The following is a 12,822-nucleotide window of genomic DNA, read 5'->3' as shown; positions in this document are numbered from 1 at the left end:
TCAAAATGATCGAGCTCGATCTACGCGGCGCTAATAAATACATCTATGGGCATTCTTGAAAAAGACATTCAGGCGCAACTCCACCAGCTGAAATCTCAGTTGGAGCAGGTCCGTTTGACGCAAAGAGACACCTCGTTCAAGTTTATTAGAGAACAGAAAGTTCTAAAGCGTATCGTCACGTCTTTAAGTGACGCATGTGTTGGCAGTAACAGCCATTTAGATGAAAACCTCATTGCCCTTAGGGAAGAGCTAGAAAAGCAAAAAGACATTAGCTCGATGATCCCAAAGCTGGCAGTATTAGAAAGGATGCTTAAGCAGAAAACGTTGGCTATGGATAAACAGAACGGGTATCTGGACGATAGCATTAAGCACAGTGGGGAAACGCTGCAGCGTATAACTGGCCTTCCAGCACAGCTAAAACGCGACCTACGAAACTTACTTAGCTTCTCCGAATGCAATGGCAGTCAGAAAGTCGACCATGCCATGAAACTTCTCGGTATTTATGAGCGTGCCATAAAGATTATGGCGAATAACTCACGCACGCATTTTGCCGACGCTGCGCACTCTCCGGAACAAGAGCTCCTTTCCGACCTATCAAACGAACTACAACATCTGATCACCGAACTCGACTTCGAGGGTGAATCGGGTGATCTGCTTACCGATATTCGAGCGAAGCTGCTACTTGGTGTGTCCACACAAAACCTACTTGAGCTGACACTTCAGATCCTCAAACTGGTTATTGAAGGCACCAATCTAGAACGTAAGAAGTCTGAACAATTCATCGATCAGCTTAATTCTTCTCTAGCGTCCAGCATCAAAACGGCAGATCAAAATGCCGACCAGAGCCAAAGCTATTTTGAGCACCGCCAAGGCCTGAACTCTGAGTTAAATGAACTTGTCACTAGAAGCCAAAGTTCGGTAGATAAAGCGAAGGATATTGATAGTTTAAAGCTGTCTATTAACCCGCTACTCAGTGAAATCGCCTCTCTTTCGGAAAGGCTGAACCACGCAGAGCAGAAAGAACAAGCTCTGATAGAGAGAATGAGTTACGGAAAGACTCAGTTAGATTCAATCTATGAAGTAACCCAAGATTACCGGAAGCGTCTGGAAGATCAGGCTCAGCGTATGCTGCTTGATCCTCTAACCAAGGTTTACAATCGCACTGCCTTTACTGATCGCTTAGAGCTTGAGTATCGCCGCTGGATCCGCGCGCAACACTCGCTACGTGTAGTACTGCTCGACATCGACAACTTCAAAGCAATTAACGATAGCTTTGGTTATACCGCGGGCGACAAAGCTCTCAAGATCATCGCAAGAACCATCACCAAAGAAGCCGGCACCACTGATACTGTGGCGCGTTTTTCAGGTGAAGAGTTTGTGTTACTGCTGCCAGAGCAAACCGATGAATATTGCCATCAGGTGATTCAGAACATTCAAACTCAAGTAAGCCGCTTACCCTTTAAGTTCCGTGACCAACAAATCACGATCACTTTATGTGCGGCAAGTGCTCAGTTTAAAGAGTCAGATACACCGGAAGAAGTATTAGAGCGACTCAATACAACGCTAAATAAAGCAAAACAACGCGGTAACAACCAACTTGTTTGGCACTAGGCCAGCCCTAGGTTTAATTTATTTCATTTTTTCAAATACTTATCACATACCATTTCCCTCAATGTTTGCTAAGCTAATGATTAACATTCGCTTAACAAGCATTCTTGGCAAGCAACGCTGTCGTATCCGTTTCGTCTGGTTAACTCTCTCCCACCTTTAACCAAACACTTTCAACGTTTGCTTCCCACTCTCGAGCCAGAGGGTCACTTCAACGTCCCCTGCTCTTTTCAACAAGGAGGCACTATGATCACTCATATCAGCCCTGCCGGTAGCATGGATTTACTCTCTCAACTTGAGGTTGAGCGTCTTAAGAAAACCGCGTCTAGTGATCTGTACCAACTGTATCGTAACTGTACGTTAGCGGTCCTGAACTCGGGTAGCCACACCGACAACTCCAAAGAGTTGCTCGACAAATATCTGTCGTTCGATGTCGAAGTCGTTCGCCGTGAGCGTGGAATTAAACTCGAACTGAGCAACCCACCTGAGCATGCCTTTGTCGATGGTGAAATCATCAAGGGTATTCAAGAACACCTATTTTCAGTGCTGCGTGACATTGTTTACGTCAACATGCACTTAGCCGATAACCAACGGCTCAATCTCACTAATGCCACTCACATTACTAACCTTGTATTTGGTATTTTGAGAAACGCTGGTGCGCTGACTCCGGGCATCGAGCCAAACCTCATCGTGTGTTGGGGTGGCCACTCTATTAATGCCAACGAATACCAATACACACGTGAAGTGGGTAATGAACTTGGCCTGCGTGAACTGAATATCTGTACCGGTTGTGGACCGGGTGCGATGGAAGGCCCAATGAAAGGGGCTGCTATTGGTCACGCGAAGCAGCGTTACACCGATCATCGTTATCTGGGGCTTACCGAGCCTTCAATCATTGCGGCTGAGCCACCAAACCCAATAGTGAACGAACTGGTTATCATGCCAGACATCGAGAAGCGTCTTGAGGCGTTTGTTCGTATGGCGCATGGCATCATAATCTTCCCTGGAGGCCCAGGAACCGCCGAAGAACTGCTGTACATCCTAGGTATCATGATGCACCCAAACAACGCAGACCAACCGATACCTATCGTTCTAACTGGCTCTAAAGAGAGCGAGGCTTACTTCCGTTCAATTGATAAGTTCATTGGCGAAACATTGGGTGAAGAAGCGCAAAAGCACTATGAAATCGTGATTGATGATCCAGCACGTGCTGCGAAAATTATGAAGCAAGCAATGCCAGATGTACGCTCTCACCGTAAAGAGACCGGTGATGCCTACAGCTACAACTGGTCACTGCATATTGAGCCTGAGTTCCAACTGCCATTCGACCCTACTCACGAATCTATGGCGGCACTCGATCTGCACATGGATCAGAAAACAGAGAGCCTTGCTGCGAATTTACGTAAAGCGTTCTCAGGTATTGTGGCAGGTAACGTCAAAGCCGAAGGTATTCTGGAGATTGAGAAGCATGGGCCATTCCTCATTGATGGCGACAAGGAGTTGATGACTAAGATGGATCAACTGCTAAATGATTTTGTTGAACAAGATCGAATGAAACTGCCGGGTGGTACCGACTACGTTCCTTGTTATAAAATTGCGCCAAGCAGTTGATGATAATATCTGACTGATAACAAAGCCGTAAGCATAAAGCTAAACAAGTCATGACGTTTACGTCACCAGCGTTTCAACTCACCAGGTGATACGTTACTATAAGGGGCTAGCAGCCCCTTTTTTATTGCCTATTTAGTGGAAACTTATGTCTATCCATCTTGTTATTATCGATGCCTTAAACCTCATCCGACGCGTGCACTCTGTTCAGCCGGATCCAACCGATATAGCAAGAACCATCACCACCACAGCTCGCACTCTCAATAAGATTCTGAATGAATCAAAGCCTACCCACATCATCGCGGTATTTGATCACCATTTACAAGACCGTGGCTGGCGTGCAGATGTGCTCCCTGCTTATAAGCAGAACCGTAAACCGATGCCAGAGCCATTGATGAAAGGCCTTGATGCGATTCAACAAGCTTGGTGGGAATTAGGCATTGATTCACTGCTGTCTGATGGCGATGAAGCGGATGATTTAGTCGCAACACTGGCAAAGAAAGTGGCAGACCACGGAGAAACCGTCACCATCATCTCGACAGACAAAGGGTATTGTCAGCTGCTATCACCCACTCTGCAGATCCGTGATTACTTCCAGCACCGCTGGTTAGATAAACCCTTTATCGAAGCTGAGTTTGGCGTAAAACCTGAACAACTGGCGGATTACTGGGGATTAACGGGCGTAAGCTCAAGCCAAGTACCGGGGGTTCCAGGTGTCGGACCAAAAGCAGCCAAAGAGATATTAACCACATACCCAGATATTGAAGCGGCCTACCAAGCAGAAGACCTACCGAAAAAGTATCGTAAGAAGTTCGACGAACACATCGAATCCGCTCGTGTATGTAAGCAAGTATCGGCACTCAAAACAGACATTGATTTAGGGTTTAACCTGCAAGATATTCGTTACGAAGCAAACTCTTAAGTCGCTGTGACTCGATAATATTGATACAAAAAAACGCTCCTAACAAGGAGCGTTTTTTATGTTTATTAACCGCGTATTAGTGCGGTGAGATGTTTGAAAGGGCCTGAATGTGGACCGTGATCTCTTCGCGATCGTGGTAAAGGTGCTTAGCCTGCATCTTGAACTTCACTTTGTTCTCAATAAGGAACACTTTTAGGTTCTCGATATCTTGCAGTACTTCATCGTAACGGCCTTTCATAGGCAGTTTAAGGTTGAACAGTGCTTCTTTCGCCCAGCCTTTGATGATCCACTCACCCATAAGGTGTGCAACACGAGCTGGCTTCTCAACCATGTCACAGATAATCCAAGTTACGTTCTTACGGTCTGGTTCAAACTTAAAGCCATCCACCATGTGGTGCTTAATTTGACCCGTTTCCATTAGGCTGTCTGCCATCATGCCGTTATCAACACAGTGAACGAACATCGAGCGCTTAACCAATTGGTAAGTCCAACCACCTGGACACGCACCTAAATCAACACCCCACATACCAGGAGCCAGACGCTCGTCCCACTCATCACGAGGGATGAATACGTGGAATGCTTCTTCTAGCTTCAATGTAGAACGGCTTGGCGCATCTGATGGGAATTTCAGACGAGGGATACCCATAAAGAACTGTGAGTTGTTGGTTGGGTAAGAGTAACCAACAAAACAGTGACCCGGAGCGATGAAGCATAAATGAAGCACAGGCTTCTTAGCGTTATCTTTCGCTGTCATCAGGCCTTTACCACGCATCGCTTGACGCATCGGCACGGTAAACTTACGGCAGAACTTCAAAAGCTCTTTTGCTTCGTTAGTGTCTGGCGTTTCGATACGGATATCACCACAACGAGGGAAACCTTCTTTCTCAGAAAGCGCCTCAAGAATTGGAGAAATACGGTCATCGGTTGGCAGGTCTTTAATTTCAACAGCCACTGCCAGCATTTGACGAGCAAAGATCAGCGATTGGAAGTCGATCTCTTTAACCAATTTATCGGCTTCGCTTGCTTGATAACATTCAAACAATACAAAGCCGGTATTGTTCTTTAGGCGAGGAAAACCAAACACTTCCAGTTGTGTTGCCTTGTCTTGAATTTCGCCAGCACATTCTTTTTCAAAACCAGAGCGACAATAAAGTAGTACGTGTTTCACTGAGTTACCTCTTTTATATTCAAAGCAGCGAAGGAGAAGACTCCCCAACCAATGATAAATAGTAGACCACCAAACGGAGTGATAGGGCCAAACCATTTTATTCCTGTCAGTGCTAAGCCATAAAGGCTGCCACTAAAACAAAGGATGCCGATGATAAAGCAAATTGCCGCAATGAAAAAATATTTTTGTGATTTAGCGCCAAGTTTCATCTGCAGCAGAGCACCACACGCCAATATCGCCAGAGTATGGATAAACTGGTACTGAACACCGGTCTCAAACACACCTAACAGATACTCAGGCAAGATAGCTTTCAAACCGTGAGCCGCGAAGGCGCCCAGCATCACAGCAACCGCGCCAGAGATGCCAGCAAACGTGAGTAAATACTTACTTCTCATTGAGCACCTCTTTGATAAACGCTGATAACTTCTCAACGGTTAACGCAATATTCTGCTGTTCGGTGTAACCAGAACTCTTACGCGGCTTAAAGCTATGGTCGCCATCGGGGATAAATTCAACCCGAATAGAATCGGACAGATCAAAGTCAGCAAACTCTTCACGCTTACCAAAGGTATCGCGCTCACCTTGTAAAATGAGGCACGGTTTTGCTAACTCAGCTAAGTGTTCACCTTTGTATTTCTCAGGTTTGCCTGGTGGATGAAAAGGAAAGCCTAAACACGCTATGGCTGCTACTTTATCAACTTCAGACAAATGGCTCGCCATACGCCCTCCCATCGACTTACCACCAATCACAAGCTTATCGGCATCAACCTGCTCAATAATCTCTTGATAGGCTTCAAGTAGCTTAGGTGCTCTGTCAGGTGGGCGACGCTTACCATCTTCAGCACGTTTAATCATGTAAGGGAAATTGAAACGAATCACTCGTATCCCTTTAAAGGCTAACCCTTTGGCTACCGACTGCATGAACTCATGATCCATGCCTGCACCAGCACCATGGGCAAAGATAAAGGTGATCGGATTGTCTTCACCATCAATGATGACGTTATTCATCGAGTAAGTCCTCTTGTTCACTTTGCGCTTTCGCTAGCATCCAGTCGCGGAAAGTAGCAATGCGACCCATGTCGGCTTGTTTCTCATGACAAACCACATAGAAGGCGTTCTTACTCACCAACACTTCATCAAAAGGCGCAATCAAACGACCGGCTTCGATTTCAGGCTGCGCCAACACGTTGTTACCTAGAGCAATGCCCTGGCCGTGAGCCGCTGCCTGCAGCACCATGGTAGAGTGACTGAAGATAGGACCGTGATTAACGTTTACTCCGTCGATGCCATTTTGCTTAGCGAACTGTTTCCAATCCTTTCGAGAAGTATCATGCAATAGCGTATGACATGCCAAATCACTGAGAGATTCTAATGGTTTTACTCCTAGCAGCACAGAAGGTGAGCAAAGAGGGATCAAGTATTCTTGGTAAAGCTTATCGGCTCTGAGCCCCGACCAATTACCTCGGCCATAGTAAATAGCCACGTCTACATCATCGGTCAGCGAGCCTTCATCCATATCAACGGCTTTGATTCTTACATCAATATCAGGTTCTTGCTGATTAAAGTCAGCGAGTCTTGGTACCAACCATTGAATTGCAAAACTCGGCGGCAAACTGATGGTCAATGCGCCCTTCTCACTTCGCTCAAGCACTTTATCCGTCGCTTCTGCCAGTGATGTGAAAATATCTTTGATATCCAAGAAGTAGCTTTGACCTTCTTCAGTTAGCAGCAAAGAGCGGTTTCTTCGGCGAAACAGCTTCAAAGATAAGAATTCTTCAAGCGCTTTGATCTGATGGCTGACCGCCGCTTGAGTAACAAACAACTCTTCTGCGGCACGCGTAAAACTCAAGTGTCGAGCTGCTGCTTCAAACACTCTTAGCGAGTTTAATGGGGGTAATCGACGAGACATAGTTACTCTCTAAATAAGCATTAGTTTTTTTTATCTGAAACATTATAATTTGTCCATTGCCTAGCGGCCAGAGAAATTCTATATTTCATCCCGCAGCAGCTAGCCTGAACGGCTTGATTCTCTCTAGAATCAATTGGCTTAGCTCCTGCGATGTTGTGTTTGCAAACTCGTTCTTTTCGAGTTGGGTAGAGTTCTACCAAATGTTTTGTTGCAGTTTATACTGAGACGAGGCATGTACTTCCTGTATTTATTTTGACCTGTCTGTCAAATTTGTTTACACCGCCTTATGGGCGGTGTTTTTTTATGTGCAAAGAAATGTAACAACAAGTTTATCAATAGCTGTACTAATTAATCTTTATTATTTTTCATCGCTAATCACAGAATCAGACACCCACTCAAATAATCAACTGAACACATACAAATAGCACCATTGAGTTGCACTAAAAAGTAACAGAATACTTCAAGATACTCACACTTCTTCGGTACTTATAAGCCCGTTTAGAGCTTACTTTTTCTATCAATCAAAAATTTCAAAGCTGAGCATGACGATAGCACGCCCAAACTCACGCCTCTGTCTGACTACTGTAAATCATTCACAATAGAAAATAAAAAAGCCGCTTACTTTTCAGTAAGCGGCTTTGCAAAATGATTAACGGTTGGTCAATACACCACTATGGGCGGTAAACCTTAACGTTATGGAAGCCTTGCTCTTGTAGGTAAAGTGCCTGTAGACGGCTCATTACACCACGGTCACAGTACAGCAAGTACTCTTTCGCTTGGTCTAGGTCGCCAAACTGAGTCGAAAGCTTGAAGAATGGGATGTGTTTAATTTCAACACCCTCGATCTCTAGTGGGCTTTCGTCTTCTTCTTCTGGGCTACGGATATCAAGAACGATAGCGTGCTCAGCAACAGCTTGAACTTGTTCAACTTCAGGCGCTTGCTCTTGGCTCTCTTTCTCGATGTCACGGATATCCATAACACGAGCGTTCTCGATCACTTGATCCAGCACTTCAAAGTTAAACTTAGCTTCTTCTGCTTCCAGTTTACCTTTCTTCGCTTTCACTGTTGGCTTCTTAGAGATAACACCACAGTACTCAGGCATTACTTTAGCGAAGTCTTCAGTACCGATGATACGAGAAAGGTCGATGATGTCTTCTTTGTCCCAGTTGATAAGCGGACGAAGAATCAAAGTATCAGTCACGTTGTCGATGTGGCGAAGGTTAGTGAGCGTTTGGCTAGAAACCTGACCAAGTGCTTCACCCGTTACTAGAGCTTCAATACCGAAGCGCTCTGCAACCATACCACCAGCACGCATGAACATACGCTTAAGAACAACGCCCATTTGGCCGTCTTCTACGTTCTCAAGGATTTCAGCAACCACAGGTTCAAAGTCCACAGAAATGAACTTCACCTTTGCAGATGAGCCGTATTTATTCCATAGGTAGTGAGCTACTTGCTTAACGCCAATCTCGTGCGCTGGACCACCAAGGTTGAAGAAACAGTAGTGAACCTTAGAGCCACGTTTGATGTGCAGGTAGCTTGAAACACCAGAGTCAAAGCCGCCAGAGATCAAGCTTAGTAGATCTTCTTGAGTACCAAGAGGGAAACCACCTAGGCCTTTGTGACGAGCTAGAACTTGGTTTAGCTTATCGTTAGCCACTTCAACCTTAACGGTTACATCAGGGTTCTTAAGTCGAACTTTCGCTGACTCAACCGCTTGGTTTAGACCGCCGCCTACGTAGCGTTCAAGTTCAATAGAGGTAAAGTCATGCTTACCACGACGCTTAGCACGAACAGAGAAAGTCTTGCCTTCAATGTCAGCACGGCTGCGTTCTAGTACTTGCTCGTAAATATCGTGCAAGTCTTTGAACTCAGACTGTTGAACTTCAAGAGAGTGGTGAATACCTGGAGTGTGAGTCAGAGCCTCTAACACTTCAGCGTAGTACTGGTCACTCTCAGACGTCACTTCGATATGATCGCGACGGTTGAATACCGCAACACTTTCACAGCGACGTTGAATAACGTTACGAATGTTGCACTCTAGAATCCTTGTGAAGCGCTTACGCACCGATTCACTTTTTACAAAAATTTCCGGATGGGGCTTAACAATAAATTTCATAGTACTTTCACAACATTAATGTTCAAAATTTTGAAAACGCTCATCGCCAAGTAAATTAGAGAATTTACACAGCACTTGAAGCAAGAATAGATCATATCTAAATCTAAGGGCGCGAATTATACATGAGAAAGTGAAGCAAGGAAAAGAGTGCTTGCTGTAACACCATCATTAAACCGCTTGTTATTAACAGTAGCAGGTTTCGAAACGACATAAATACCGCAAAGAACCATTGAAGACCAGCAAACAAAAAGCCCAACCTCATTATAAGGTTGGGCATTCGATGCTATCTGCATGCTACCGCGTGAGCACGTATAGGCTATTCATTAATAACAGGTACTTCGTCACTGTAAAGCGGCTCGCCCTGCATGATACTGATTTCAACGCGGCGGTTGAGGCTACGTTGCCATTCAGTATCGTTCGGCTCGACTGGCTCTGTATCCGCCATGCCGCGTACTCTCAAGCGTTGATGAGAGAAACCACGCACCTTTTCCATCTCTTGAGCAACAGACACTGCTCGCTGTGATGACAAGTCCCAATTAGAGCGATAAAGCTCGGAATCAAGACGTTGATTATCGGTGTGCCCTGAGATTCGAACGATACCCGGAACATCTTTCACCAACTCAGCGACCTGTCTCACCAAAGGTCGGAACTTAGGCTGTAGGAAAGCAGAACCCGATGGAAATGCGCCTTTTTCACGAATTCGAATCACTATTTGCTGGCCAAGATTTTCAACTTCAATCGCGCCTTGGTCGATCTCTCGTTCCAACGCCTTCTTGATGCTTTCCATCAAGGTTTCCATCTCTTGCGATTGAGCCTCGGCTTGTTGTTGCTGTTGGTCTGACTCAGAGTTTTGATTGTCGTGAGTCGAAACCTCTGGCGACTTGCCTCCGGTCATCTTGCCTTGGTCACGCATGGTACCGCCAGCACGCTCAGATTCACCTTCATGAAATTCAAGCGTTTGCTGCGTAATATCAATCGTCTGCTGCATGATCACATCAATCGGTGTCGGCTCTGGGCGACCAGGGCGGAACTCTTGTGCAATGATGCTGGTGCCTTTAGGAATGTCTTTCACCTCCAAGCGGTTTTGGACACCGAATGCAAACTTCATCGAACCGGCAATCTGCTTGAACTTCAATACGTCCATCTCAGAAAACGAGAGCAGCAGTACGAAGAAACACATCAGCAGTGACATCAAGTCAGCAAATGTCCCCATCCATTGAGGCAACCCCGGAGGAGGACATTTACATGGATTTTCTTCATCCATCTTCAACTCCTCTTACGCAGGTTCACCATCAATCGTACGCTTACCTTCGTTTAGGTAGCTCTTCAGGTAACCATCGATTACTCGTGGGTTCTGACCATCTTGAATCGCGAGTACGCCATCCATAACCAAACGACGATTGAGTGTCTCTTGGTCACGACGCAGCGCAAGCTTGTCGGCAATTGGGAAGAACACCATGTTCGAAAGAATCGCACCGTACAGGGTAGTCAAAAGTGCTACCGCCATCGCAGGACCGATCGCTTTTGGATCATCCATGTTTGAAAGCATCGCAACCAAACCAACCAAGGTACCAATCATGCCCATCGCAGGGGCAACATCACCGAATGCAGAGAACACTTTCGCGCCCTGCTCGTGACGTTCTGTGGTTAATGCGATGTCTTTTTGCAGTGCAGCGCGTACCACATCACCGTCATGGCCATCTACCAATAGGTCGATGCCCTTTTGCATGAAACTGTTGTTAATTTCCATCTCTTCCAGTGCTAAGAAACCACCTTTACGAGCGGCATCAGCCATCTCTACAACTTTCGCAATAAGATCTTCAGGCTCATCCGCTTTAAACATAAAAGCTTTGCCTGCAATTTTAGTCGCGCCAAAGAACTGTCCCATGGTGAACTTCATTAGAACAACAAAAGTTGAACCACCAACTACGATCAAAATGGATGTCGTGTCATAGAACATCCCGAGGCTTCCACCTAGGATCATTGCCATAATTACAAAGGCAAATCCACCAATCAAACCTATTAGGGTTGCTAAATCCACTGAGCACTCCTCATGCTTTTTTGTAGCTCTATGTCGACGATAATCTTTGTATCGGCAAGACTATAAGATCTTTTAGTAAATTCTTGGCCTAAGTATCACACTTTTCGTTTTTGAATCCCAACTATTGGCTTACTTTGCTTTTATACATAGTGCATAAACTCGATAAAGCTAAGGTTATTCAAGCAAAGTGCGTTCAAGCCCCTTAAAAACGAACTTTCTAGCAAAATTTCTTGGTTACATTTGACCATCTCAGCGGCCTAGGGTAACGTTCGTTCATCTTTCCAAACGCAGATTTATTATGGCTACTAAGAAACCTGAAAATATGAGCTTTGAAGCAGCAATCGAAGAGCTTGATGGCTTGGTTGATCAACTAGAAAATGGTGATCTAGCTTTAGATGATGCGCTGAAAAAGTTCGAACGAGGCATCTCCCTCGCTCGTGCCGGTCAAAGCAAACTAAACGATGCTGAACAGCGTGTTAGCATCCTACTGCAAAATGATGAAAACGCAGAGCTTAGTGACTTTAACCCACAACCAGAATAACGAACTGTATGAGATCCCCTATGATCGAGACTTTATTGTCTTATCAAGCACGTAATAACGAGCAACTGAACCTTTGGCTTGATCGCCTGCCACACCAAAATCAGAACCTGATCAACGCGATGCGTTATGGGTTAGTTTTAGGCGGTAAACGCGCGCGTCCATTTCTTGTCTACATTACAGGGGAAATGCTCGGCTGCACCGATGAAGAACTCGACACTCCAGCATCTGCAATCGAATGTATTCATGCCTATTCTCTGATTCACGACGACCTTCCAGCAATGGACGACGATGAACTGCGTCGTGGCCATCAGACTTGTCACATCAAATACGATGAAGCAACGGCAATTTTAACTGGCGATGCACTACAAACTCTCGCGTTTACTATACTTGCGGAAGGTACATTAAGTGCTGACGGTGAAAGCAATCGCGTTCGAATGATTCAACGCCTAGCTGAAGCCTCTGGTGCACAAGGTATGTGCATTGGACAAGCACTTGATATTGAAGCTGAAAACCGCTCTGTCACGCTAGAAGAGTTAGAAGAAGTTCACCGCAATAAAACGGGCGCGCTAATGAAATGTGCGATTCGTTTAGGTGCGCTTGCTGCTGGTGAAAAAGCGTTTGAAGTGATGCCTCAATTAGACAAGTACGCCGATGCCATTGGATTAGCATTCCAGGTTCAAGATGATATTTTAGATATCACTGGCGATACTGAAACTTTGGGTAAACCACAGGGTTCTGACCAAGAATTGAACAAAAGCACCTACCCTTCTTTGTTAGGTTTAGAGGGCGCTCAAGAAAAAGCGCAAACTCTGCTACAGGAAGCGCTTCAAGCTTTGGCTGCAATCCCATACAATACCCAGTCACTCGAAGAGTTCGCCCGATACGTCATCGAGCGCAAGAACTAA

At 45.5% G+C, this 12,822-nt stretch carries 12 protein-coding genes; 5 read left to right on the top strand and 7 right to left on the bottom strand.

What is annotated here, in order from left to right:
• Positions 1-45 precede the first annotated feature (45 nt).
• From AB6E85_RS09710 to xni, 3 genes are all read left to right on the top strand, one after another.
• Positions 46-1,611 carry a GGDEF domain-containing protein gene (locus AB6E85_RS09710; protein WP_372142450.1) on the top strand — a complete coding sequence of 522 codons (1,566 nt, stop codon included), beginning with the start codon at positions 46-48 and terminating at the stop codon, positions 1,609-1,611.
• A gap of 243 nt (positions 1,612-1,854) precedes the next feature.
• Positions 1,855-3,219, top strand: coding sequence for a nucleotide 5'-monophosphate nucleosidase PpnN (ppnN, locus tag AB6E85_RS09705; RefSeq protein ID WP_372142448.1), 1,365 nt, complete (start codon positions 1,855-1,857; stop codon positions 3,217-3,219).
• Positions 3,220-3,364: 145 nt separating this feature from the next.
• A complete protein-coding gene (xni, locus tag AB6E85_RS09700; RefSeq protein WP_372142447.1) occupies positions 3,365-4,138 on the top strand; it encodes a flap endonuclease Xni in 774 nt (257 codons plus the stop codon).
• A gap of 76 nt (positions 4,139-4,214) precedes the next feature.
• Here the strand turns inward: xni and rlmM are convergent, their stop codons facing one another.
• The 7 genes from rlmM to pomA all read right to left on the bottom strand — a co-directional run bounded on the left by rlmM (position 4,215) and on the right by pomA (position 11,376).
• On the bottom strand, positions 4,215-5,306 hold the full coding sequence (gene rlmM / locus AB6E85_RS09695) for a 23S rRNA (cytidine(2498)-2'-O)-methyltransferase RlmM (protein ID WP_372142446.1): 1,092 nt from the start codon (positions 5,304-5,306) through the stop codon (positions 4,215-4,217).
• On the bottom strand, positions 5,303-5,701 hold the full coding sequence (locus tag AB6E85_RS09690; RefSeq protein WP_017060774.1) for a DUF423 domain-containing protein: 399 nt from the start codon (positions 5,699-5,701) through the stop codon (positions 5,303-5,305). Before AB6E85_RS09690 ends, rlmM begins: the two co-directional genes overlap by 4 nt.
• On the bottom strand, positions 5,691-6,314 hold the full coding sequence (locus AB6E85_RS09685; protein ID WP_372142444.1) for an alpha/beta fold hydrolase: 624 nt from the start codon (positions 6,312-6,314) through the stop codon (positions 5,691-5,693). Before AB6E85_RS09685 ends, AB6E85_RS09690 begins: the two co-directional genes overlap by 11 nt.
• Positions 6,307-7,215, bottom strand: a complete 909-nt coding sequence (locus AB6E85_RS09680; RefSeq protein WP_012604639.1) for a transcriptional regulator GcvA — start codon at positions 7,213-7,215, stop codon at positions 6,307-6,309. The genes AB6E85_RS09685 and AB6E85_RS09680 overlap by 8 nt, the downstream gene beginning before the upstream one ends.
• A 671-nt stretch (positions 7,216-7,886) precedes the next feature.
• Positions 7,887-9,335: a tRNA uracil 4-sulfurtransferase ThiI gene (gene thiI / locus AB6E85_RS09675; protein WP_017060776.1), complete on the bottom strand. Its 1,449-nt coding sequence runs from the start codon at positions 9,333-9,335 to the stop codon at positions 7,887-7,889.
• Between the two features lie 316 nt (positions 9,336-9,651).
• Positions 9,652-10,599, bottom strand: a complete 948-nt coding sequence (locus tag AB6E85_RS09670; protein WP_017060777.1) for a flagellar motor protein MotB — start codon at positions 10,597-10,599, stop codon at positions 9,652-9,654.
• 12 nt (positions 10,600-10,611) lie between these two features.
• Positions 10,612-11,376 carry a flagellar motor protein PomA gene (pomA, locus tag AB6E85_RS09665; RefSeq protein ID WP_017060778.1) on the bottom strand — a complete coding sequence of 255 codons (765 nt, stop codon included), beginning with the start codon at positions 11,374-11,376 and terminating at the stop codon, positions 10,612-10,614.
• A 298-nt stretch (positions 11,377-11,674) separates the two neighbouring features.
• On the opposite strand from pomA, the gene xseB reads away from it, so the two are divergent.
• Positions 11,675-11,917, top strand: a complete 243-nt coding sequence (xseB, locus tag AB6E85_RS09660) for an exodeoxyribonuclease VII small subunit (RefSeq protein ID WP_004734405.1) — start codon at positions 11,675-11,677, stop codon at positions 11,915-11,917.
• A gap of 20 nt (positions 11,918-11,937) precedes the next feature.
• Positions 11,938-12,822: a (2E,6E)-farnesyl diphosphate synthase gene (gene ispA / locus AB6E85_RS09655; RefSeq protein WP_372142443.1), complete on the top strand. Its 885-nt coding sequence runs from the start codon at positions 11,938-11,940 to the stop codon at positions 12,820-12,822.

The organism is Vibrio sp. 10N.247.311.51, assembly GCF_041467855.1.
GTDB classification, from domain to species: Bacteria; Pseudomonadota; Gammaproteobacteria; order Enterobacterales; family Vibrionaceae; genus Vibrio; species Vibrio coralliirubri.
The sequence above is the reverse complement of the archived record's forward strand: the minus strand, read 5'-3'. Positions and strand labels throughout refer to the sequence as shown.

Excerpts from the sequence above, each read along its gene's own strand:
- AB6E85_RS09710 (WP_372142450.1), top strand. The coding sequence starts at position 46 with ATGGGCATTCTTGAAAAAGACATTCAGGCGCAACTCCACCAGCTGAAA.
- ppnN (WP_372142448.1), top strand. The coding sequence starts at position 1,855 with ATGATCACTCATATCAGCCCTGCCGGTAGCATGGATTTACTCTCTCAA.
- xni (WP_372142447.1), top strand. The coding sequence starts at position 3,365 with ATGTCTATCCATCTTGTTATTATCGATGCCTTAAACCTCATCCGACGC.
- AB6E85_RS09690 (WP_017060774.1), bottom strand. The coding sequence starts at position 5,701 with ATGAGAAGTAAGTATTTACTCACGTTTGCTGGCATCTCTGGCGCGGTT.
- AB6E85_RS09685 (WP_372142444.1), bottom strand. The coding sequence starts at position 6,314 with ATGAATAACGTCATCATTGATGGTGAAGACAATCCGATCACCTTTATC.
- AB6E85_RS09680 (WP_012604639.1), bottom strand. The coding sequence starts at position 7,215 with ATGTCTCGTCGATTACCCCCATTAAACTCGCTAAGAGTGTTTGAAGCA.
- thiI (WP_017060776.1), bottom strand. The coding sequence starts at position 9,335 with ATGAAATTTATTGTTAAGCCCCATCCGGAAATTTTTGTAAAAAGTGAA.
- AB6E85_RS09670 (WP_017060777.1), bottom strand. The coding sequence starts at position 10,599 with ATGGATGAAGAAAATCCATGTAAATGTCCTCCTCCGGGGTTGCCTCAA.
- xseB (WP_004734405.1), top strand. The coding sequence starts at position 11,675 with ATGGCTACTAAGAAACCTGAAAATATGAGCTTTGAAGCAGCAATCGAA.
- ispA (WP_372142443.1), top strand. The coding sequence starts at position 11,938 with ATGATCGAGACTTTATTGTCTTATCAAGCACGTAATAACGAGCAACTG.